Source organism: Kitasatospora sp. NPDC094019, assembly GCF_044764505.1.
Lineage (GTDB): Bacteria > Actinomycetota > Actinomycetes > Streptomycetales > Streptomycetaceae > Kitasatospora.
Genome location: NZ_JBIWIF010000013.1, coordinates 141,835 through 162,431, shown reverse-complemented (window position 1 = coordinate 162,431; position 20,597 = coordinate 141,835). Strand labels below are relative to the sequence as shown.

The following is a 20,597-nucleotide window of genomic DNA, read 5'->3' as shown; positions in this document are numbered from 1 at the left end:
CAGCATGACCCAGCGACTCGACGGCCGGGTGGCCGTCATCACCGGCGCCGGCAGCGGCATCGGCCTCGCGACCGCCCGCCGGTTCGCGGCCGAGGGCGCCAAGGTGGTCTGCGCGGACCTCGACGCCGAGACCGGCGCCAAGGCCGCCAACGAGGTCGGCGGCCTGTTCGTCCAGGTCGACGTCACCGACGAGGACGCCGTCCGCGACCTCTTCCAGCGGGCCGTCGACGAGTACGGCCGGCTCGACATCGCCTTCAACAACGCGGGCATCTCCCCGCCCGACGACGACTCCATCCTCACCACCGGTCTGGACGCCTGGAAGCGGGTCCAGGAGGTCAACCTCACCAGCGTCTACCTGTGCTGCAAGTACGCGATCCCGCACATGCAGCGCCAGGGCAAGGGCTCGATCATCAACACCGCCTCCTTCGTCGCGGTGATGGGCGCGGCGACCTCGCAGATCTCCTACAGCGCCTCCAAGGGCGGGGTGCTGGCGATGTCCCGCGAACTGGGCGTGCAGTTCGCCCGCGAGGGCATCCGGATCAACGCCCTGTGCCCCGGCCCGGTCAACACCCCGCTGCTCCAGGAGCTCTTCGCCAAGGACCCGGAGCGCGCCGCCCGCCGCCTCGTCCACATCCCGCTCGGCCGCTTCGCCGAACCCGAGGAGATCGCCGCCGCGGTCGCCTTCCTCGCCTCCGACGACTCCTCCTTCATGACCGCCAACACCTTCCTCGTCGACGGCGGCATCTCCGGCGCCTACGTGACCCCCCAGTAGCCCCGCCGCCACCCACCCGCACCCGCCGTCGGCCCGCCCACCCCCGCACCGGGGGTGGGCGGGCCGACGCCGTCCCGCCGGGCCCGCCGTCATGGTGCTTCGACCGCCGCCGGGAGCGGGACGGCCGGTGGTGAACGACGGGGCGGGTGGGCGAGGTCCCACAACCCGGTCCGTAAATGGGTAAATTGGTAATGATTGCGACAAAATCCATGATGTGTGCGTCCACCCGCAGAAGGCCGAACCGCCTTCGGAAAGGGCCCCCATGTACCCCGCTCTCACCCCCGCCGTGCTCGCCGAGCTGCGCCGTCCGAGGCCGTACCCGGCCGTGTCGATCCTGATGCCCACGCACCGCCGGGAGCCCGACAACGCGCAGGACCCGGTCCGGCTCCGTACCCTCGCGGCGACGGCGCGCAAGCGGGTCGAGGAGGACCCGGAGGTCTCCCGCGCCGTCCGGATCGACGTGCTGGAGCAGCTCGACCGGGCGCTCGCCGAGGTCGACCTGGTGCACGCCGAGGACGGCCTGGCGGTCCTGGTCGCGCCGGGGGAGTACCACATCTGGTCGCTGGGCCGTACCGCGCCCGCCCGGGTGGTGCTGTCCGACACCTTCCTGACCCGCAACCTGGTCGCCGCCCAGGCGGCCGAGCGGCCCCACTGGGTGCTCGCGCTCGCCGCCGACAAGGTGCTGCTGTGGGGCGGCAACAGCGAGCGGGTCGCGGAGGACACCCGGCACGGCTTCCCGCTGGTGCGCCAGTACGAGAACCCCGACCCGGAGCGGCAGGAGCGGATCGGCGACCGGCCCAGCACCTTCCAGGACGAGGAGACCAAGATCTTCCTGCGGCAGGCGGAGCACGAGCTGGGCAAGGTGCTGGCCGCCGACCCGCGCCCGCTGTACGTGGTCGGCGAGGCGGCGGCCCTCGCCCTGCTGGACGCCGGCGGCGCGATCGTCCGCGGCGCCACCGCGCAGATCCCGCACGGCGGCCTCGCCCAGGCGGACGCCGAGACGGTGCGCCGGGTGGTCGAGCCCGCCGTCCGCGCGCACGCGGACGCGGGGATCTCCGACGCCCTGGCCCGGCTGGACAAGGCCCGCGGCCGCCAGGCGTTCGCCGCCGGGCTGGACGAGGTCTGGCAGACCGCCGCCGAGGGGCGGATCGCCCAGCTGGTGGTGGAGGAGAACTTCCGGATCACCGTCCGCGACGAGGGCGACCACCTGGTGCCCGCCGAGGCCGACCAGGCGGGCGCGCGCGAGGACATCGTCGACGAGGTGATCGAGCGTGCCCTCGACACCGGCGCCCAGATCTCGTTCGTCCCCGACGGCACCCTCTCCGACGCCGGCCGGATCGCCGCGGACCTGCGCTACTGACCCGCACGACTGACGCGCACGACTGACGCGCACCCCTGACGCGCGTCACGCCTCTCCCCGGCCCGTTCGCCGCCGCTCCGGGGAGAGGCCCGCGCCGGCGGCCACCGGCGCGGCCGGGGGCGCGGGCGAACGGCGGAACGGGAGGGTCTTCCTCCCCCCGACGACGGCCGTGACCGCCGCCGTTCCGGCCGTCGCCACGGCGAGGACGCCCCAGGCCGCGGTGTAGCCGCCGGTGGTGTCCCGGAGCAGGCCGAGGGCGGGCGGGGCGAGGATCACGGCCACCTGGTTGACGGCCATCACCAGGCCGAGCGCGAAGCCGGTCCGGCCGGGCGGGGCCGCCTCGGCCAGGTGCGCGACCCAGGGCCCGTACCAGCCGATCCCGAAGAAGCCGAGCCAGCCGAAGAGCGCGGCGGCCGCGAGCGGATGCCCGCCGAGCGGGGTGGCCAGCGCCACCAGCGCGGCCGCCGCCGCGACCATGCTCGCCAGCACCGGCCGGTAGCGGCCGGCGCGGCTGCGGTCGCTCCACGCGGCCAGACCGATCCGCCCGAGCATGCCCGCCATCTGGGCCGCGACCAGGACGGCGCCCGCGGCACCGGCCCCGAGGGCGGTCACGTCGTGCAGGTACAGCGCGCCGAGGACGCCGATGCCGCTGTGCACCGAGACCATGGCCGTGCCCGACAGCAGCGCCTTCACCATCGCGGGCTCGCGCAGCAACCGGAGCCGGTCCATGAGCGGTGCCGTGCGCGTCGGGACGGCCGCCGCCGTGGCCTGCGGCCGCCTCGCGACCGCCCCGGGCGGGCGACGGTAGAGCGCGGTGAACGCCACCGCCCCCGCCAGCGCGACGAGGCCACCCACCAGCACGGCCGTCCGCCACCCGGACGCGGCGGCGACCACCGGCAGCACGGCCACCGAGACCGCCCCGCCCAGCGGCAGTCCGGCCTGCCGCACCCCCATCGCGAACCCGAGCCGGGAGGGCTCGAACCAGGCCGCCACGGACTTGCTGCCGCCGGGCTGGATCGCGCTGTACCCCGCCCCGACGACCAGCAGCACCACGAGGAGCGAGGCGTACCCCTGGGCCAGGCTCCCGGCCAGCAGCCCTGCGGCGACCACCCCGGCCCCGAGGCCGACGACCCACCGTTCGCCGTACCGGTCCAGCAGTTCTCCGGCTACCAACAGGCCGACCAGCGGCACCAGTTGGGAGGCCGAGAGGAGCAGGCCCAGTTGCGTCGTGCTGAGATCCAGCGCGTCCTGCAGTGGCACCGCCATCGCCCCGATGCCCTGGACGAAGAAGCAGGACGCGGCCTGGGTGAAGGTGGCGACCCCGAGGATCGTCCAGCGGTACGGCGACGGGGACGGCGACGGCGATGGGGACGGAGACGGGGACGGACCGCCCCGGACGTCGGTGTGATGACTCATGCCGATCAGAGTGCTGTAATGGTCTTATGCACCTCAACCCTTACGGCGAGGACGCCGTCAACCTCGCCGCCGACCTGGTGAACACCCGGCCGGGCACCGTCGAGGAACTCGTGGACCGCTGCCGTGCGGCCGGACTGGTCGTCGAGGGACCGTTCACGGCCGACGACCTGACGCACGCGCACGCGGTGCTGGACGCCTGGGAGGCCGTCGTCGACGCCGCCGACGAGCGGGAACGGGCCGCCCGGCTGAACCTGATGCTCGCCGCCGGTACGGCCCACCCCCGGCTCACCGACCACACCGGCGACGGCTGGCACCTGCACTACCGGGACGACGACCCGCCGCTCGGCGCCCTGCTGTTCTCGCTGATCGGCGTCGGCACGGCACTGCACCTGGTGGGACGCGGGATGCACCGGCTCGGACGCTGCGCCGTCGCGGAGTGCGACACGGTCTTCGCCGACACCACGCGCACCGGCCGCCGCCGCTACTGCTCCCAGCGCTGCGCCAACCGCGACGCCGTCCGCCGCCACCGCGCGAACCACCCGGGCGCCGCCTGAGCACGGCGGCCGCCCGGGACAGTCGGCCGGGGGAACCACCCGTCAGGCCGTCGCCCCCGTCCGGTGCGCGGGCCGGATCGGCACCGGCTCGCGCTCCGACAGCCGCAGGCGCAGTCGGCGCGGCCGGTAGACGGTGGCGAGCGGGACGGCGCGGAGGTCGGCGTCCGGCTCGGGGGTCAGCCGCCAGCGGGACAGGACGGTGGCGAGGACGAGGGTCGCCTCGGTCCGCGCGTACAGGTCGCCGAGGCACTTGCGGGCCCCGCCGCCGAACGCGGTGAACGCCTGGCGGGCGAGCGGCGACTCCTCCTCGGGCCGCCAGCGGTCGGGTCGGAACTCGTCCGGCCGGGGGAAGGCGCCGGGATCGCGGGCCACGGCGGCGGGGCTGAAGACCAGGGTGGAGCCGCTCGGCAGCGGGATGCCCGCCAGCTCGGTGCCGGTGGTGGTCAGCCGGGTGAAGAGCCAGCCGGGCGGGTGGAGCCGCAGGGTCTCGGTGACCACCCGGCCGGTCAGGTCGAGAGCGGGCAGGTCCTCCCAGGTCACCGGCCGCCCGCCGAGGACGGTGTCGATCTCCCGGTACAACTCCCCGGCGACCTCCGGGTGCCGGGACAGCCGGTGGAAGACCCACACCAGGGTCGCGGCCACCGTCTCGGTCCCGGCCGCCATCACGGTGATCACCTGATCGTGCACCTCGGCGTCGGTCAGCCGCCCGCCCTCCTCGTCCCGGGCGGCGAGCAGCGCGCCCAGCAGGTCCGGGGTCGCGCCGTCCGCCGCCCCGGGGTTCCGCTCGTACCCGGCGATCAGTCGCTGCGTCACCTCGTGCAGCTGCCGCAGCGAGCTCCGGTAGCGGTTGTTGGCCGGGGTCGGCAGGCGGCGCAGCGTCCGGGGCAGGAACATCTGCCGGAACAGCCCGTTCAGCACCGTGTCGAAGGCCCGCTCCACACCCCGGGTGAGCTCCTCGTCGAGCGCCGTCGACCAGAGCGTGCGGGCCACCACCCGCAGCGCCAGCCCGTACAGCTCGGGGAACGCGTCGATCACCTGGCCGTCCTGCCAGCGCGCCGTGGTGGCCTCGATCTCGGTGTGCATCACCCCGGCGTAGTGCCGCAGCTGCGGGCGGGTGAAGGCGCTCTGCATCAGCCGCCGCTGCCGCCGGTGGTCCTGGTACGGGCAGGTGACCAGGCCGTTGCCGGCGACGTCTCGGGCCCGGTCGTAGAAGACCCCGCCCTTGTCGTAGACCTGGTCGCCGGTCAGCACCCGGCGCAGCAGTTCGGGATGGCAGGGTACGTACGCCGTGGACGGGCCGATCCTGATCCGCACCAGGTCGCCGTGGGCGGCCAGCGCGGTCATGAACCGGACCGGGCTGCGCATCATCTGCCAGGCGTGCCCGACTCCCGGCACCGCTCCGGGGGCCGTCCCGACCACGAACCTCTGCTCCGCCACCGCGTTCCTCCTCGTCCCCGGGCCCGCACCGCACCCGTTCGGCGGCGTGTCCCGGGTACTGCATCGGCCGATCGGACGCCCGGGTGAAGCCCGCCGCGCCCCCGCCCGGCCGCCCCTCCGGCGAGCTCGGCCGGTCCGGCCTTCCGCACGGTCCCCTCGGCGGACTGCAGCCCCGGGCCCGTGTGCGTGATCCGCCGTGGGACGATCGGCCGGTGACTCGACCCGTGAACCGTGGCCGCTCCCTGGAGGAGCTCGAACGCGACCGCCGGCCGGCCCCGCCTGCTGACGCGACCCGCCTCGTCGCGACGGTGCATGCCCTCCGCCATCGGCCGATCGGCGAGCTGACCGTCGAGGACCTGCGCCTGCTGATCGGGCAGGACGAGGGGCTCGGCTTTCTCCTGCCGCTCGCGTTGGAGGTGCTGCGCGACAATCCGATGGCCGAGGGCGACATGTACGAGGGCGATCTGCTGCGGGCCGTTGTGACCAGGAGTCCGGCCACCTGGGACGAGTGGCCCGAGCTCGGCCGGGAGCTGGGTGCGATCGTCGCGGAGCCGGCCGACTCGGCGCCGTTCCTGGTGCTGGAGACCGGGGGATTCCCGGCCCGGTAGGGTTCGGGCGCGGACCGGACGGACCCCGCCGGGCGCCGCGACCGGCCGGTCAGGTGCCGTCGGCGAGTTCCCGGGCCGACGCCCGCCGGACGCGGTAGCCCCAGCGTGTGAGCGACCGGACGACGGTCGCGGCGCCGACGGGGTTGGCACTGTGGACGAGCACCTCGCCGATCCGGAACGGCCGCCCGTCGAAGGCGGCCTGCTCCAGCAGCGTCACCACCGGCATGATGGTGTCGTCGCCGCCGAGATCGTGGTCGAGCCACAGCTCGTCCACGAAGCGCTCGCGGTGCTCCTCCAGGAGCTGGACCCCCTCCCGGCTGGTCCGGGCGATCCGGGTCGCCCGGGGCAGCGGCCGCAGGTCGTCCACTCCGAGGACGACGGGGCGGGGCGTTGTGGAAATGTCTTTCATCGAACGATTGTGGCAGCGGCCGAGCGCCACCGCGACCGAGTTCCGCGGTCGCGGCAGGGAGCGCGCGGGCGCCGCGGGTTCCGGCCGGGCCCGAGGGGCCACCCGGTTCGCCGTCGCGTCAGCAGGACCGACGCCGGGGGAGCGGGCCGGTCCGGCCCGGTGACGTGCGGAAACTACACTGGCCGACGGCCCGGCCGCCGTGGGTGGCCGAAGGGGCCGAGGGGGATCGATGGCGACGGGGGTCCGGTAGATGTGGTCGACGCTGTCCAACGCCGGGGTGCCGGCGGCGGACCGGTTCGAGTGGTTCACCGACATGGTCGCCCGTGACCTGGTCCCGGTGACGGTGAGCAGCCCGCAGGCCGCCGACTTCCGGGCGGAGGCGGCGTTCCTGGCCCTCGGTCAGGTCGGGGTGTCGGTCCACACCCACCCGGCCCTGCGCTCGCGCCGGCCGGCCGCCCTGACCCGGCGCAGCGATCCCGAGCAGTACCAGTTGGCCCTGGTCGACGGGCCGAACCCGATGTGGATCTCCCAGCACGGCCGTGACTCCGGGCCGGCGAGCGGCGAACTGGTGCTCTGGGACACGTCGCGGCCGTTCGAGGCCGGGACCCGGGACGAGCACGGGACCAGCCGCTGCCTCGTCCTGCACATCCCCCGGGCGGAGCTTCCGATCAACCCTGACAAGGCCGACCGGCTGCTGGCCCGGCGGATCCCCGCCCGTCGCGGGACGGGGGCGGTGCTGGCCGGGTTCCTCTCCGTCCTGGGCGAGCACGCCGCCGAGTGCGGGCCCGAGGAACTGGCGCGGCTGGGCACGATCGCCCGGGACCTCGCCGCCGTCTGCCTGGCCGAGCACGCCGACGCCGCCCACGAGGTCGACGCCGGGGTGCGGGCGCGGGCCCTGCTGGAGCGGGTGAAGGCGTTCATCGATCACAACCTCGACGATCCCGACCTCGCACCCGCCGTGATCGCCGAGCGCCACCACATCTCCGTGCGGGCCCTGCACCTGCTGTTCCAGGACGAGGACGAGAGCGTCAGCAGGCTGATCCGTCGTCGCCGCCTCGAACGCTGTTGGGCCGACCTCGCCCGGCCGGAGCTGGCCCGCCACTCGGTCCGGGACGTGGCCGCCCGCCGGGGCTTTCCGAACGCGTCCGCGTTCGGCCGGGCCTTCCGGGAGGAGTTCGGGCTGACGCCGCGCGACCATCGCCGGCAGAGCCTGGCGAGCGTGCCCCCGGACGGCCACTGACCGCACCGCACCACAGTGCGTCGCGTCGCGTCGCGATCCACCGTGCCCCGCCGTGCCGGTGCCGCGCCGGGACCGTCCCGCCGCCGCTGCTCGGTCGGCAGGCGTGGGCCCGGGGCGCTCGCTAGCATGGAGGCGCCGAACCAATGGCAGGAATCCGGGCCCGTTCGGCCACGAACCGGCCCGCCCCACCGGTGGTCCGCCGAGAACCGGCAGCCGACAGCCGACGGGCGGACGCACCCCGGAGGAACAGCGATGGCGACTGCTCCCGCCGGCGGATCCTCGCGCTACCTGGTGCTGGCGGCGATGATCTTCGCCGTCGCGATGACCTTCATCGACCAGACCATCGTGTCGATCGCCGTGCCGAACATCCAGTACGAGCTGAAGCTGACCAGCACGGGCGTGCAGTGGGCGGTCAACGCCTACCTGCTGACCCTGGCGGCGTTCTTCGCCTTCGGCGGCCGGCTCGCCGACACCGTCGGCCACCGCCGGATGGTGGTGATCGGGGTGCTGATCTTCGCGGGCGCCTCGGCCTGCTGCGGCCTCACCCCCACCGGGAGCCCGGCCGAGGCGTGGCTGATCGCGTTCCGGGCGGTCCAGGGCTTCGGCGGCGCCCTGATGTTCCCGGCGGCGCTGGCGATCGTGGTGCAGAGCTTCGCCCTGCGCGAGCGCGGGCGGGCGCTGGCCCTGTTCTTCGGTGTCGCGGGCGGCCTGACCGCGATCGGACCGGTCCTCGGTGGCTACCTGACCGAATGGACCTGGCGTGCCATCTTCTGGGTGAACCTGCCGGTGGCCGCCGTCGCGCTGGTGCTGGTCGCGATCTCGAAGCCGGTGACGGAGAGTCGCCCGGCGCCGATGGACTACCGGGGCCTGGCGCTGATCGCCGGGGGTGTCGCACTGAGCGTCTTCGGGTTCCAGCAGTCGCAGGTCTGGGGCTGGTCGAACCCGGCGATCGGCCTCTGCATCGCGGCCGGGCTCCTGTTGCTGGTCGTCTTCGCGCTCGTCGAGAAACGCACCGCCTCCCCACTGATCCAGGTGGACATCTTCCGCATCCGCGCGTTCTCGGTGCAGAACCTGGTGCTCGGCATCTCGATGCTGGTCTTCGTGCCGGTGTTCTTCTTCTCCAGCGAGTACGCCCAGATCGCGCTGGGCGACTCCTCCTCGGAGGCCGGCGTCTTCCTGCTCTACTTCTTCGTCGGGTTCGTGATCGCCTCGCAGATCGGCGGCCGGATGCTCGACCGGGGCGGGGCGAAGCGCCCGGTGGTGCTCGGGTGCGTCCTGGCCGCGGTCGGGTTCCACCTGTGGGCGGGGGACGTGACCTCGCTGAGCTTCAGCGAGCAGCAGTGGGACGTCGTCCTCGCGGGCGCGGGCATGGGCTTCATGCTCTCGCCCGCCAGCACGGACGCGGTCAACCGTGCCTCGCGGCTGTCCTACGGCGAGGCGACCGGCATCACCCAGACGGTCCGCAACTACGCCGCGAGTCTGGGGCTGGCGGTGCTGGGCACCGTCCTGGTCACCGACCTGCGGTCCCGGCTGACCGACTCCCTGGTCGCCCAGGGCCTGCCGCCCGACCAGGCGTCGGCCACGGCCGCGCACCTCTCCCAGGTCCAGACGCAGGGCCAGGGCGGCGGGAGCGGGGGCGGCGCGGCCGTCCCGCAGTTCTTCCGGGAGGACTTCGCCCACGCCACCCAGACGGTCTTCCAGTGGATGGCGGCCGTCATGGCCGTGGCCGCGCTGGTGGCGATCGTCGGGCTTCGTTCGGGCGTCCAGGCCGAGGTCGCCGCCGAGGCCGGGGGCGGGGGCGGGAACGAGGGCGAAGGCAAGGCCAAGGAGGGCCCTTCGGCCGGGCACGGGGGCGGGCACGGGGGCGGAGCCTGAGCGGTCGGCCCCGCTCGGCCCCGCCGGGGGTGAGCGCCGTCCCCGTACCTCACCCGGCCTCCGGGTGGCGGCGTGGGTCCGTCCCGGTGGCGGAGGAGGCCGCCCGTTCCGGGGCTTGGCAAGCCCATGGGTTGTTCCCCGGCGTCGGCGGTGTTTGGCTGACGGCACCAACTCCCGCTGCTGGAGCGGGGGGTGAACGGGGGAGGTAGAACATGCCGGATTGGACCGGAGGGTTCGCGAAGGTCGCCGTCACGAGCGCGGTGGTGGCGGGCGCGGCCTTCGGTGTCCCGACGCCGTCCCACGCCGTCGAACAGCCGGCACCGGTGGCCGTCGCGCACGCGCTCGGCGACAGTGTCGAGCCCGTCGACGTCGTCGGCCCCGTCGGCACGGCCGTGCCCGTGCACCCGGTGGCGGACGAGCAGAAGCGGGGCCGGTTCTGACAGCGGCGGCGGAGGCCGCCGTCCGCACCGGGTGAACCAGAGGGCTCCCGCCGGCACCGCCGGGGGAGCCCTCGTCCGTTCCGGGCGGCGGTGGCCCCGCGGTGGCCCCGCAGTGGTCCCGCGGTCGTCCGGCCGCCCGACGGCCGTCCCGCCCTCCCGCGGCGCGCACCCCCGATCAGATCGGGTCGGCGGGCCTGTGCAACCTTTGCGCGGTCACGGCGGTGAGTAGGGCAGAACGACGATCCGGTGGGACCGTCGTAAGAACCCGAAGAGGAACTGGATGACCGCGAGCGTAGTGAACACCCCGGTGGAGGACCGGCCCCGGCCCGTCACCGCACCGGCTGCCACGGGCAGCCCCGGCGTGGGGAAAGCGGGGAAACCCGACTTCGAGGAGTTCGCCGCCACCCGCTGGCGGCGGTTGGTGCGCACCGCCTACCTCCTCACCGGCGACCACCACGAGGCCGAGGACGTGGTGCAGGCGACTCTCGCGAAGGTCTTCAGGAGCTGGCCCCGGATCAGCCGCCTCGACGAACCTGACGCCTACATCCACCGCGCCCTGGTGAACAACAACCTGAGCCGGCACCGCCGCCGCCGGGTCAGGCAACTGCTGGTGCCCGTGCTCCCCGACCGCGCGCACACCCCGGGCGCCGCCCACCACGACGTCGACGAGCGCTCGGTCCTGCTCCAGGCCCTGGCGGAACTGCCGCCGCGCCAACGGGCCGTCGTCGTCCTGCGGTACTGGGAGGACATGAGCGAGCAGCAGGTCGCCGAGGTCCTCGGCTGCTCGCTGGGCAACGTCAAGAGCCAGGCCAGCCGGGGTCTGGCGAAACTGCGCGGCCACCCGGCACTGGCCCCCTACGCGGCGACCACCGCTCCCACTTTCTCGCCCGCCGCTTCCACGACCGCCGCTTCCCCGACCGACGTCACGAACGGAGACAACAGGTGATGGACACCGAGGACATGGTCCGCGACGCGTTGCGGGACGAGGCGGCCCGGGTCCCGCTGACCGACTGGTCCGCCGGGCCCATGCGGGACCAAGTGCGCCGGCAGCGGCGCGGGCGCCGGACGGCACTGGGCGTGTCGGCCGTGGTGGCCGTACTCGCGGTGGCGGCCGGGACGACGACCGTGCTGTCCGGGCACGGCGGGACCCAGGTCGTCGGCGCGGCCTCCCAGGTGACGCTCCGGACACCGGAGGGGACGGCTCCCGAGGCCATCGTCGCGGAACCCGGCCAACAGATCCCCCTGGGCCGCGAGGGCTGGTGGATGCGGCTCGGCGCACAGGAGATCTGCATCCACGACCCCGTCGTCTACAAGAACGACCCGGGGTGCGGCGGGTACTCCTGGCAGGCGGGCGCGACCGAGATCACGATGCAGTACCAGGGCGTGTCCCCGGATTTCAAGGAGGGCCTCTACAACGTGGTCTACCACGGACCCGGCCGGGTGGCCCGGATGGCCGTCGAGTTCGACGGTCGCTCGTACTGGGCCACCCCCGCCTCTCTCCCCGGCGATCCGGGCTACGTCAGCGGCTTCGCCTGGGCACCCAGCCTCAAAGCCTCCGACGGCGCGAACCCGCTCGTAGGCGTCAAGCTCGCCGCCTACGGCGCCCGGGGCGAGGTGCTGGCCAGCAAGACCCTGACGGTCTGATCCGGCCGGGCCGACTCTGGATCCACCCGTCGCTCCGCCGCGCGGGCCCCGTCACGACGGGCCCGCGCGGCGGAGCGGCGGCGGTCAGCGCAGGCCGGCGAAGAGGTCCGTCTCCGGCACGGCCGCGCCGGTGGAGTCCTTGACCCGGACGAAGGTCTCCACGCCCCACAGGTCGGTGAAGCGCTCCTTGCCCATGCGCAGGAAGAAGATGTTCTCGCCCTGGCTGGCGTGGGCGGCGAGGGCGTCGAACTTCTGGTCGCCGAACGCGGCGGTGTCCACCCAGGTGCTGATCTCCTCGTCGGGCAGCCCGATCGGGGGCATCTCGTCGGCCTGGGCCTCGTCCGGCGCCTCGAAATCCGCCCCGAACTCGCGCATGACCTCCCCGAACCGCTTCATCATCGAGTGCGGCGCCGTCGTCCAGTAGACCTTGGGCTCCGCCTCGACGAGTTCCAGCGCCGCCATGGTGATGCGGTGGGCCTGGATGTGGTCGGGGTGGCCGTAGAAGCCGTTCTCGTCGTAGGTGACGACGACATCGGGCTCGTACCGCCGGATCAGCTCGGCCAACCGGGCCGCGCCCTCCTCGACCGGCGTCCGCCAGAAGGAGTTGGGCGCGTCGTTCGTCGCCCAGCCCATCATGCCGGAATCCGCGTACTCCAACAGCTCCAGGTGGCTGACCTTCAGCACCTCGCAGGCGGCCTCCAGCTCGGTACGGCGCATCGCGGCGACGGCGGCCGGGTCGTGCCCCGGATCACCCGGCTTGACACCGCCGGGTCCGTCCCCGCAACCGCCGTCGGTACACGTCACCAGCACCGTACGGATCCCCTCCGCCGCGTACCGGGCGAGCACGCCCCCGGTGCCGCTGGCCTCGTCGTCGGGGTGGGCGTGCACCGCCATGAGTGTCAACGGCCGGTCAATCATCAGAACCATCCTCCGGGTCGTGAATGCGCTCGGTGTCCGAGTCTGCGGCACGGCGGCGGGCCGCCACCTCACATCATCGGTGCGACCAGTGACAACCCCGGGCGATCACCCGGGTAATCCCGATGAACCCCCGGGATTCCCGCTCCTTCCCGCCCGGCAGCCCGGCAGCCCGGCAGCCCGGCAGTCGGAGCCTCGGCACCCCGGGGCTCCGACCGTCCGGCGCGCCGCTTCGCGTCACCCGCCCGCCCGCCGAGGACACTGGGCGCTGTGACCGATGTACGAGAGAACCTGACCTATCAGACGTTCGGCCTGGCGGTGCGCGAGCTCGCGCGGACGATCGCCGACGACGGGTACGAACCCGACCTCATCCTGAGCATCGCCCGCGGCGGTGTGTTCGTCGCGGGGGGTCTGGCGTACGCGCTGGACTGCAAGAACATCCACCTGGTGAACGTGGAGTTCTACACGGGCGTGGGCACCACCCTGGACATGCCCGTCATGCTGGCGCCCGTGCCCGCGGCGATCGACTTCACCGACAAGAAGGTCCTGATCGCCGACGACGTCGCCGACACCGGCAAGACCCTGAAGTTGGTGCACGACTTCTGCCTCGACCACGTCGCCGAGGTCCGGTCCGCGGTCATCTACGAGAAGCCGCATTCCCTGGTGAAGTGCGAGTACGTGTGGAAGCGCACGGACGACTGGATCAACTTCCCGTGGTCGGTCGAACCGCCGGTCGTCCGCCGCGAGGGCCAGGCCCTCGACGCCTGACCGGCCGCCGGACACCCGCGCCCGGCCGACAGTGCCCGGCCGTCGGTGCCCGGCCATCGGCGGGGTCAGGAGTCCTGGGCGCGGGCGCGGTGGGCGGCGGACTTGACGCGGCTCTGGCAGGCGGTGGAGCAGAAGCGGCGGGTGCCGTTGCGGGACACGTCGACGTAGGCGCGGTCGCAGGCGGGTGCGGAGCACATGCCGAGGCGGGCGGCGAAGTGGCTGCCGAGGGCGGCGGCGAGGCCGAGGGTGAGGCGGGCGGCCCAGTCGGAGCCTTCGTCGCCGGCGGTGCTGCGGTGGTAGAGGTGCCAGGGTTCGTCGCTGCGCCGTTCCAGGACGGGGAACGGGCGCAACTGCGCCATCAGGGTGTTCGTGGCCGCGACCGCGCGGTCCTGGTCGTCGGCCGCGAGGTGTTCGAAGACGGCGCGCAGCCCGGGGGCGAGAGCTGCCAGGCGCGCCGCGTCCTCGGTACCGAGCGGGGTGGCGTGGCGGTCGGCCGCGCGCAGGACGGCGTTGGTGCGCTCGGTCAGTTCGGCCTCCGGCGGGGGCTGGTACGGGCGGGTGCGGGACAGGCCCGGGGTCGCGAGGTTCACCAGGTCCGCTGCGCCCTGCACCATCGCGGTGTTGTGACTGTCGAAATCCACTTGACCGGTCACGCGTCCTTTCGCCATAGTCATGACTGTCGAAAACAGAAACGACAGTAACGGAGTTCCGTGTCCGCCGCCACCGCCACCCCGTCCCCGGGCCGTTCGCGCCCGTCCACCTGGTCCCGCACGTCCGCCACCGGACGCGCGCTGCTCACCACCGTCCTGACCACCGGCGTCACCACGTTCATGTTCCTGCCCCTGCTCGCCCTGCACCTGAGCGCCATCGGCACGCCGGTGGGACGGATCGGGCTCCTGATCGGGCTGCTGTCGCTGTGCGGGCAGGGCTTCTCGGTGATGTCCGGCCTCCTCGTCGACCGCGTCGGCGCCCGCGCCACCACCACCGCCGGCTTCGCCTGCCGCATCGCCGGCTACCTGCTGATCGCCGCCGGGGGACCGGCCCTGGTACCGGGCATCGTGGCCGTCGGCATCGGCGGGTCGCTGCTGGTGCTGTCCGTCAAGACCCGCCTGGTCACCGAGGCGGCGGCGCACGACGACACCCGCGGCATGCTCGCCCTGCGCTCCACCTTCGGCAACGTCGGCGTGGTCCTCGGGCCGGTCCTCGGCGCCGTCGCCTACCCGCTCGGCTTCGAGGCCATCCTCGCCGCGGCCGTCCTCTCGCACCTCGTCCTCGGCTTCCACCTGACCTTCATCAGTAAGGACGTGGCCGCGGACGCACCGGCAGTGGACGTACCAGCAGTGGGCGTACCGGCCGTGCACGTGCCGCCCGCCCCCGGCCGGCGCGGACCGGCCGTCCTCTTCCTCGCCGCCGTCTCCTACTGGGCCATCTACAGCCAGCTCAACGCGGTGATCCCGCTCACCGCCCGGGCCCTCACCGGCAGCACCGCCGCCGTCACGGTGGTCTTCACCCTCAACGGCGCGCTCGTCCTCCTGTTCCAGTACACGCTGCTGCGCCGCTTCCTCGGACACCTGCCGCCCCGCACCCTGCTCACCGCCGGCTTCGTGGCCTTCGCCCTGGCCTACCTCGTCCTGCTGCCGCAGGCCGGCTGGCTCTCGCTGCTGCTGTTCACCGTGCCCGCCACCCTCGCCGAGATGCTGATCGGACCGAGCCTCGACGAACTGGCCGTCACCACCGCCCCGCGCCGCCGGACCGGCCGCGCCCTCGGCCTCCTCGGCCTCGCCGGCGCGATCGGCGCTCCCCTGGGCGCGGGACTGGGCACCCACCTGCTCCAGTCCCTGCACGGCGGCCCCGGCGTCTGGCTCACCGTCACCACGACCGCCGCCCTGGCCGCGGCCGCGTGCCTCCTCCTGCCCCGCCCCGCCCGCTGACCGCCCCCGACGGCGGCCGGGAGTTGCCCCGGTGGGGCGGAACGGGGACTGTCGGACCCGGGGCATAGGCTCCGCCAGTGGTAGAGAACCCCAGACTTCCCGGGCATTTCGTGCCGGACGCCCACGGTGTCAGCGACCTCCTCCTGATCCGGGAGCGGGCCGATCGCGCACACTGGCAGAACGCCCGGGCCTACGGGCGGGAGCCCCTCGGTGAGCGCGTGAGCCCGCGTCAGGTGTTCGGCCACGAGGCGGACCTGAGCCGCTGGGTGGCGGCCAACCTCGCGGACGTCGCCCGCCCCACCGGCATCCTCGGCGGCCTGCGCCTTGTCGGCAGGGAGCACCAGGCCGGGCGCGGGCGGATCGACGTGCTGGCAGCCGTGGGCGAAGAAGCCACCCCGGCGAACACCCCGGCCTACGTGGTGATCGAGAACCAGCTCACCCCGTCCGACGACGATCACCTCGCCCGGATCGTCAAGTACGCGGCCGTCATCGGGGCCGCGCACGCCGTCTGGATCGCACCCGCCTTCGCCGACGACCACGTCGACACGATCTGCCGACTGACCACCGACAGCCGCTGTTCGTTCACCGCGCTGCGCCTGGTCGCGGAACGCGCGAGCGACGGCCGGCCCGCGGTCGTCCTCGAACCGGTGGCCGACTTCGCGGCCCTGCGCGCAGAATACGGCGGCCCCGGTGCCGTACCGCGCGACGGGTCCTGGGCGCGCCACCCCTCGCCCGCTGTCCCTCGGCAGGACCTCGCGGCCCGGCCGCCGGGCGGTGTCCCCAGTCCCTGGTTCAAGCCACCGCGTGCGCCGCACGATCCGGCCGACCCCCCTGGGCACGGCCGGAGCCACCGTCGACGGGCGGCACCCGGGCCGGGCTGAGCCCGGCCGGACGCGCGGTCCGGAGCACCGTCGGGCGGCACCCCCGGCCGTCGGCCGTTCCCGCGACGCCATCGGTCCGGCACGCCGTCGGCACACCCGCGGCGCGGCGTCGGACCTGGCGGAGACCCCGGTTCCGCCGGTCGTGTGCCCGTCGCCGGCGTGCCGGTGGGCCCGTGCGAGGATGCGGTGGAGAGTGTTTTCGGCAACGGGGGAGCAGTCATGGGAACCGAGCAAGTGCACGACGTCGACCGCGCTTTGGTCCTGGGCCCCGGCGGGCGTCCGGGCGTGGCGTGGACGGCCGGGCTGGCTGCGGGTCTGCGGTCTGCCGGGGTGGACCTGGGTGAGGCCGATCTGATCGTGGGCACCTCCGCCGGCGCGATCGTCGGGGCGGTCCTCGCGGCCGGGGGAGACCCGGCCAGGTTGGGTGTACTGCCCGCCCGGCTCCCCGCCGACGGGGCGGTCACGGCACGCCGTCCCGACCCGGCGGTCACGGGCGCGGTGTTCGCGGCCCTCGGCGAGTCCGGCGCCGACCCGGCCGGGACACGGCGCCGGGTCGGCCGGATCGCCCTGGGGACGGTGGACGCGGCGGCGGAGGAGCGGGTGGTCGCCCAGCGGGCCGCGCTGATCGGCGTGGACACCTGGCCGGAGCACCCCCGGCTGCTGATCCCTGCCGTCGACGCCGAGAGCGGCGAGCCGGTCGTCTGGGAGGCCACCGCGGGTGTTCCGCTGGTCCGCGCGGTCGCCGCCTCCAGCGCGTTCCCCGGCTTCGAGCCGCCCGTGGCCGTCGACGGTCGGCACTGCCTGGACGGCGCCCTGCGGGCCGGCACGAACGCCGACCTGGCGGCGGGTGCCCGCACGGTGGTCGTGGTCGAACCGCTGGCGCACCGTCATCCCGGCGCCGCACCCGGGTCCGCCCGGGTCCTGGCCCCGGAGGCGGACGCGGTGCGTCTCCTGGACGCCGACCCCGGCGACCACGAGTCGTGGGAGGAGATCCACCGGCTCGGCCGGAAGCAGGGCGAGGCCGCGGCCGACGGCCTGCGGGCGTTCTGGCGCCCCCGGAGCTGAATCCGGGCCGGTGGGCGGGCCTCGACCGGCGCTCGGCGCTTGACCGGGACCCGGTCCCTGACCGGCGCTCGCGGACGTCCGGCCCGTCGGAGCCGGAAGGCCCGGTAGGGCGCACGGCCGACCCCTGACGTCACCTTCCCCGGCAGGTCGGGGCGGCCGCCGTCACCGGGGGCCGGGCCAGGCGGCGGTGGCGGCGAGGATGGTCCGGGCCAGTGCCACGGGCCGCTCGCGGGCGATGAGGTGTCCGGCGCCGGGGACGGGCCGGACCGCCGTGTGCGGAGCCAGCCGCAGCAGCCGCTCGATGTCCGCGGCGCCGACCGACGACCCGGTGTCGCCGTGGGCCAGCAGGACGGGCAGCTCCAGCTCCGCGGTGACCTGCCGCAGCAGGGCGGTGTGGGCGAGGATGTCCTCGACGAGTTCGACGTAGGCGCCGGACAGGCCGCCGGCGGCGAGGAAGCCGCGCACCCGGGCCGGGTCGAGGCAGGGCACGACGTCGACCAGTACCAGCCCCGCCACTCCCGCCCGCACGGCCGGATCGGCGAGAGCGGCGACAGCGGCGAGCCCGCCCAGCGAGGCGCCGATCACCACGCACCCCGCCGGCTCGCCCCGCACCATGGCGGCGACATCGTCCGCGCACGCCGACAGCGTCCGGGCGCTGCCCTCGCTGTCACCGTGACCCCGTTGGTCGAAGGCCACGCAGCGGAAACCGGCGTCCACCAGGACCTCGCTGACCGGCGCCCACACCTGACGGCGTTCACCACCGGCGTGGAGGAGGAGACAGGTCGGTCCGGAACCGACCTCCTCCCCGCGCAGGACCGCGTCGGGGCGGGCGATCCGCCGCGCCCGAGGGACGGCCGGGTCCGTCGTCGACTCCGTGCTCGGGTCCGTCATGGGACAGTCACCTTCCTCGCCGTCACCGCGCACGGAAGGGAGGAGGACCGCCGGGAAGCGGCCGGTTTCCCCCGAGCCGACGCGACACCTCCAGCGCCCGAACGGGCTTGCTGGGCAAGGGAACCGTACACCGATGTCCGTGCGGGCCGAAGGGCGTCCGCGGTCCGGCCGACGTCCGGTTTCCGGCGTTCCCCACTGTCACAGCGGCGGCATCAGGTCACTCTCGCTGACCGTGTACGTCAGCAGGGGCTGGACGAAGTCCGGCTCGTGGTTCTCGCGGCGCCGCAGCCGGAAGAACTCCTGCCGCTGCTCCTCGTCGGCCGGGACCAGGCGTGAACCCTGCGGCAGGTAGGGGTGCCCGTCACGGAAACGGAGCAGCGTCTTCGACGTCCGGAAGGTGATACCCAGCCACTCGTTGTCCGCGGCCCGGCCCGGCGCGTCCAGGACAATCCGGTGCTTGAGGCGCCGGTTCGCCTCGACGGAGAACACCACCGCGCCGTGGTGGAGCAGCGGGACCTCGAACGTCTCCCCGCCGGGCTCCTTCGTTTCGACGATCAGCTTCCTCGGCGGCCCGGCGTCGGGGTGCCGGTAACAGGAGAAAACGGCGATGGACGTGCCGTCGGCGAGGTCGAGGGCCTGGTCGGAATGGCTGCCCATGGTGGTGTACGCGTTCGTGCAGCTCTCGATCAGCGCGTTGTTGAAGCCGACCGCGAGCCCCGCGCTCTCCTGGATCCGCCGGGCCAGCCGCTCGTGCACCGCCCGGAAGCGCTGCGCCGGGCGGCTGCAGCGGCTGGTGGTGCGGACGAGCGGGACACCGCCCGTCGCGTCGACCAGGGTGAGGGTGGCACCCCGCCGGCCCTTGCCGGTGTCCTCCAGGTCGGCCGAGGCGGAGAGTTCCGCGAAGAGGTTCTCGTCGGCGGGCAGCGCGTACGAGCGGATCTCGTCCGGGATGCTACGGGCGGGGGGCAAGGTAGTCTCCCGTGTTCATGCTGAAGCGGAATCCGTCGCCGTAGTCGATGAAGGACGAGGTCCTGTTCTCCTCGGCGTACAGCCGGCGCAGTTCGTCCAGGCCGGCCGGCGTGGGCGGCTCCAGACCCACCGGACCCCCGGCCGTGCTGAGGAACGTCCGGCCGTCCCGGTGTACGGCCTCGGTACTCGAACAGCGCACCACGTACCCCAGCCGGGTGGGGAGTTGCTCGGCGTCCAGTGGCGAGGGCCGGATCTCGTGCGTGTAGAGGCGGTTGGTGGACAGCGGCACCAGCAGCACCGAACCGGGATGAAGGGTCACCGTGAACTGCTGCGGCAGCGCCACCCCGTGGAGCTCCGCCGCGGGATCCTTGAGCCGGAAGCGCAGCCCGGTCAGCCCGCTGACGCCCTTCACACCGAGGTCGAAGGGGTCGTGGGACAGGTCGTGGGCCAAGGGCTGCAACCGGTCGAGCCGGTCGTAGAAGGTGCAGAAGGCCATCAGGCCGTTGACGGGCATGTCCTTGGTCTTGTCGGCGTGGGCCGAGATCCTCGCCTTGGACTGCTTGCGCCCCGCGGTGGCGAGGGTGTTGTGGTAGGTCTGGGCGAGGACGTGGTTCAGCGGCGCCTGGCCGCGGAACACGGCGGCGGCCTCGCGGTTCAGCGCCTCCACGATCTCCGTGTCGGTCGGGCCGAAGCCCTCGGTCGGGCCCGAGAGGTTCGTGGAGCACCGCAGCAGGCGGAAGTGCAGCTCGTCACCGTCCCGCGTGACCGGCGTCAGATAGATCCCGCTGCGGTGGGCCGTGCCGGGCTTGGTGGACTCGGTCAGCGACTGGAAGGCGTGCTCGGCCCGGATCCGCCCGAAGTGATCGGCTTCGGGCCCGAAGAAGCGCGGGTAGTACACACCGACGCCGTGCACCCGCACGGGGACCCGGCCGACCCCGACCGCCCGCCACGGCACCTCGCCGTCCCCGGCCTTCTCACCGGTCCCGTGGTGGCCCTGCGTCAGCTCCCGCACGACGAACACCCGTGCGGCGGACCTCAGCCGACGGTCGCTGACGGCGGCGGGGTCACCGCACAGGTAGACGGTCCTCCCCGCGAGATCGACCGCACCGGAGGCAAGCTCCTCCGGCGTGACGACCGACCCGAGGAACCGCGTGGCCACATCGAGGCCGTGGAGCGCCGACGGTGCGACCAGGACACTGCCCGCCTCCTCGATGACGGCCGCCACCGACCCCGTCACGTCCATCGGCCCTACCACCATTCGCAGACCCCCGGTGAAACACGCTCACCACCACCGACACGGCGACGGGGCGGGGCCCCGGGCCCCCCCCCGGGGCGGCCGGGGGGGCCCCGGGCGCCCCCGGCCCCCCCCCCCCCCCGACACCCCCCCCCCCCCCCCCCCCCCCCACCCCCCCCGGATATGTG

The 20,597-nt window shown here is 74.1% G+C and carries 21 protein-coding genes; 13 read left to right on the top strand and 8 right to left on the bottom strand.

Translation table 11 applies throughout. From position 1 onward, the window contains the following. Positions 1-4 precede the first annotated feature (4 nt). Positions 5-772 (top strand): 3-oxoacyl-ACP reductase, encoded by a 768-nt coding sequence (locus ACIQ9P_RS27115; protein WP_402361344.1) that lies wholly within the window; start codon positions 5-7, stop codon positions 770-772. 262 nt (positions 773-1,034) lie between these two features. Beyond that, positions 1,035-2,132 (top strand): chemotaxis protein, encoded by a 1,098-nt coding sequence (locus ACIQ9P_RS27110; protein ID WP_402361341.1) that lies wholly within the window; start codon positions 1,035-1,037, stop codon positions 2,130-2,132. 45 nt (positions 2,133-2,177) lie between these two features. On the opposite strand, the gene ACIQ9P_RS27105 is transcribed toward ACIQ9P_RS27110, so the two are convergent. After that, a complete protein-coding gene (locus ACIQ9P_RS27105; RefSeq protein WP_402361338.1) occupies positions 2,178-3,548 on the bottom strand; it encodes an MFS transporter in 1,371 nt (456 codons plus the stop codon). A 26-nt stretch (positions 3,549-3,574) separates the two neighbouring features. Here ACIQ9P_RS27105 and ACIQ9P_RS27100 point away from each other — a divergent pair, with 26 nt between their 5' ends. Further along, on the top strand, positions 3,575-4,102 hold the full coding sequence (locus ACIQ9P_RS27100; protein ID WP_402361335.1) for a CGNR zinc finger domain-containing protein: 528 nt from the start codon (positions 3,575-3,577) through the stop codon (positions 4,100-4,102). Positions 4,103-4,144: 42 nt separating this feature from the next. Here ACIQ9P_RS27100 and ptlI read toward each other — a convergent pair whose 3' ends face one another. Continuing rightward, positions 4,145-5,539 (bottom strand): pentalenene oxygenase, encoded by a 1,395-nt coding sequence (ptlI, locus tag ACIQ9P_RS27095; protein ID WP_402361331.1) that lies wholly within the window; start codon positions 5,537-5,539, stop codon positions 4,145-4,147. A gap of 212 nt (positions 5,540-5,751) precedes the next feature. Between ptlI and ACIQ9P_RS27090 the strand changes: the two genes are divergently transcribed. Then, entirely contained in the window at positions 5,752-6,147 is a 396-nt protein-coding gene (locus ACIQ9P_RS27090) for a contact-dependent growth inhibition system immunity protein (protein ID WP_402361328.1), read from the top strand. A gap of 49 nt (positions 6,148-6,196) precedes the next feature. Here ACIQ9P_RS27090 and ACIQ9P_RS27085 read toward each other — a convergent pair whose 3' ends face one another. Then, positions 6,197-6,556 (bottom strand): cyclic-phosphate processing receiver domain-containing protein, encoded by a 360-nt coding sequence (locus ACIQ9P_RS27085; RefSeq protein WP_402361325.1) that lies wholly within the window; start codon positions 6,554-6,556, stop codon positions 6,197-6,199. Between the two features lie 250 nt (positions 6,557-6,806). Here ACIQ9P_RS27085 and ACIQ9P_RS27080 point away from each other — a divergent pair, with 250 nt between their 5' ends. The 5 genes from ACIQ9P_RS27080 (at position 6,807) to ACIQ9P_RS27060 (ending at position 11,755) form a co-directional block, all read left to right on the top strand. Beyond that, a complete protein-coding gene (locus ACIQ9P_RS27080) occupies positions 6,807-7,796 on the top strand; it encodes a helix-turn-helix domain-containing protein (RefSeq protein WP_402361322.1) in 990 nt (329 codons plus the stop codon). 252 nt (positions 7,797-8,048) lie between these two features. After that, complete coding sequence (locus tag ACIQ9P_RS27075; protein WP_402361319.1) at positions 8,049-9,671, top strand: MFS transporter; 1,623 nt, start codon at positions 8,049-8,051, stop codon at positions 9,669-9,671. Positions 9,672-9,883: 212 nt separating this feature from the next. After that, positions 9,884-10,111 carry a hypothetical protein gene (locus ACIQ9P_RS27070; protein WP_402361316.1) on the top strand — a complete coding sequence of 76 codons (228 nt, stop codon included), beginning with the start codon at positions 9,884-9,886 and terminating at the stop codon, positions 10,109-10,111. A gap of 280 nt (positions 10,112-10,391) precedes the next feature. After that, on the top strand, positions 10,392-11,057 hold the full coding sequence (locus ACIQ9P_RS27065; RefSeq protein WP_402361313.1) for a SigE family RNA polymerase sigma factor: 666 nt from the start codon (positions 10,392-10,394) through the stop codon (positions 11,055-11,057). Further along, positions 11,057-11,755, top strand: a complete 699-nt coding sequence (locus ACIQ9P_RS27060) for a hypothetical protein (RefSeq protein ID WP_402361310.1) — start codon at positions 11,057-11,059, stop codon at positions 11,753-11,755. The genes ACIQ9P_RS27065 and ACIQ9P_RS27060 overlap by 1 nt, the downstream gene beginning before the upstream one ends. 84 nt (positions 11,756-11,839) lie before the next feature. Here ACIQ9P_RS27060 and ACIQ9P_RS27055 read toward each other — a convergent pair whose 3' ends face one another. After that, positions 11,840-12,673: a PIG-L family deacetylase gene (locus ACIQ9P_RS27055; RefSeq protein WP_402361307.1), complete on the bottom strand. Its 834-nt coding sequence runs from the start codon at positions 12,671-12,673 to the stop codon at positions 11,840-11,842. Positions 12,674-12,940: 267 nt separating this feature from the next. Here ACIQ9P_RS27055 and ACIQ9P_RS27050 point away from each other — a divergent pair, with 267 nt between their 5' ends. Continuing rightward, positions 12,941-13,438, top strand: coding sequence for a phosphoribosyltransferase (locus ACIQ9P_RS27050; RefSeq protein ID WP_402361304.1), 498 nt, complete (start codon positions 12,941-12,943; stop codon positions 13,436-13,438). 65 nt (positions 13,439-13,503) lie between these two features. On the opposite strand, the gene ACIQ9P_RS27045 is transcribed toward ACIQ9P_RS27050, so the two are convergent. Next, positions 13,504-14,091, bottom strand: a complete 588-nt coding sequence (locus ACIQ9P_RS27045) for a CGNR zinc finger domain-containing protein (RefSeq protein ID WP_402361301.1) — start codon at positions 14,089-14,091, stop codon at positions 13,504-13,506. A 57-nt stretch (positions 14,092-14,148) separates the two neighbouring features. On the opposite strand from ACIQ9P_RS27045, the gene ACIQ9P_RS27040 reads away from it, so the two are divergent. The 3 genes from ACIQ9P_RS27040 to ACIQ9P_RS27030 all read left to right on the top strand — a co-directional run bounded on the left by ACIQ9P_RS27040 (position 14,149) and on the right by ACIQ9P_RS27030 (position 17,315). Beyond that, positions 14,149-15,369, top strand: a complete 1,221-nt coding sequence (locus ACIQ9P_RS27040; RefSeq protein WP_402361298.1) for an MFS transporter — start codon at positions 14,149-14,151, stop codon at positions 15,367-15,369. A 110-nt stretch (positions 15,370-15,479) separates the two neighbouring features. After that, positions 15,480-16,250 (top strand): hypothetical protein, encoded by a 771-nt coding sequence (locus ACIQ9P_RS27035; protein ID WP_402361295.1) that lies wholly within the window; start codon positions 15,480-15,482, stop codon positions 16,248-16,250. Positions 16,251-16,469: 219 nt separating this feature from the next. Further along, a complete protein-coding gene (locus tag ACIQ9P_RS27030) occupies positions 16,470-17,315 on the top strand; it encodes a patatin-like phospholipase family protein (protein WP_402361292.1) in 846 nt (281 codons plus the stop codon). 162 nt (positions 17,316-17,477) lie between these two features. Here ACIQ9P_RS27030 and ACIQ9P_RS27025 read toward each other — a convergent pair whose 3' ends face one another. From ACIQ9P_RS27025 to ACIQ9P_RS27015, 3 genes are all read right to left on the bottom strand, one after another. Then, a complete protein-coding gene (locus ACIQ9P_RS27025; protein WP_402361289.1) occupies positions 17,478-18,206 on the bottom strand; it encodes an alpha/beta fold hydrolase in 729 nt (242 codons plus the stop codon). A gap of 198 nt (positions 18,207-18,404) precedes the next feature. Beyond that, positions 18,405-19,175, bottom strand: coding sequence for a hypothetical protein (locus ACIQ9P_RS27020; RefSeq protein ID WP_402361286.1), 771 nt, complete (start codon positions 19,173-19,175; stop codon positions 18,405-18,407). After that, on the bottom strand, positions 19,159-20,418 hold the full coding sequence (locus tag ACIQ9P_RS27015) for a hypothetical protein (protein ID WP_402361283.1): 1,260 nt from the start codon (positions 20,416-20,418) through the stop codon (positions 19,159-19,161). The genes ACIQ9P_RS27020 and ACIQ9P_RS27015 overlap by 17 nt, the downstream gene beginning before the upstream one ends. Positions 20,419-20,597 lie beyond the last annotated feature (179 nt).

Excerpts from the sequence above, each read along its gene's own strand:
- ACIQ9P_RS27115 (WP_402361344.1), top strand. The coding sequence starts at position 5 with ATGACCCAGCGACTCGACGGCCGGGTGGCCGTCATCACCGGCGCCGGC.
- ACIQ9P_RS27110 (WP_402361341.1), top strand. The coding sequence starts at position 1,035 with ATGTACCCCGCTCTCACCCCCGCCGTGCTCGCCGAGCTGCGCCGTCCG.
- ACIQ9P_RS27105 (WP_402361338.1), bottom strand. The coding sequence starts at position 3,548 with ATGAGTCATCACACCGACGTCCGGGGCGGTCCGTCCCCGTCTCCGTCC.
- ACIQ9P_RS27100 (WP_402361335.1), top strand. The coding sequence starts at position 3,575 with ATGCACCTCAACCCTTACGGCGAGGACGCCGTCAACCTCGCCGCCGAC.
- ACIQ9P_RS27085 (WP_402361325.1), bottom strand. The coding sequence starts at position 6,556 with ATGAAAGACATTTCCACAACGCCCCGCCCCGTCGTCCTCGGAGTGGAC.
- ACIQ9P_RS27080 (WP_402361322.1), top strand. The coding sequence starts at position 6,807 with ATGTGGTCGACGCTGTCCAACGCCGGGGTGCCGGCGGCGGACCGGTTC.
- ACIQ9P_RS27075 (WP_402361319.1), top strand. The coding sequence starts at position 8,049 with ATGGCGACTGCTCCCGCCGGCGGATCCTCGCGCTACCTGGTGCTGGCG.
- ACIQ9P_RS27070 (WP_402361316.1), top strand. The coding sequence starts at position 9,884 with ATGCCGGATTGGACCGGAGGGTTCGCGAAGGTCGCCGTCACGAGCGCG.
- ACIQ9P_RS27065 (WP_402361313.1), top strand. The coding sequence starts at position 10,392 with ATGACCGCGAGCGTAGTGAACACCCCGGTGGAGGACCGGCCCCGGCCC.
- ACIQ9P_RS27060 (WP_402361310.1), top strand. The coding sequence starts at position 11,057 with ATGGACACCGAGGACATGGTCCGCGACGCGTTGCGGGACGAGGCGGCC.
- ACIQ9P_RS27055 (WP_402361307.1), bottom strand. The coding sequence starts at position 12,673 with ATGATTGACCGGCCGTTGACACTCATGGCGGTGCACGCCCACCCCGAC.
- ACIQ9P_RS27030 (WP_402361292.1), top strand. The coding sequence starts at position 16,470 with ATGGGAACCGAGCAAGTGCACGACGTCGACCGCGCTTTGGTCCTGGGC.
- ACIQ9P_RS27025 (WP_402361289.1), bottom strand. The coding sequence starts at position 18,206 with ATGACGGACCCGAGCACGGAGTCGACGACGGACCCGGCCGTCCCTCGG.
- ACIQ9P_RS27015 (WP_402361283.1), bottom strand. The coding sequence starts at position 20,418 with ATGGACGTGACGGGGTCGGTGGCGGCCGTCATCGAGGAGGCGGGCAGT.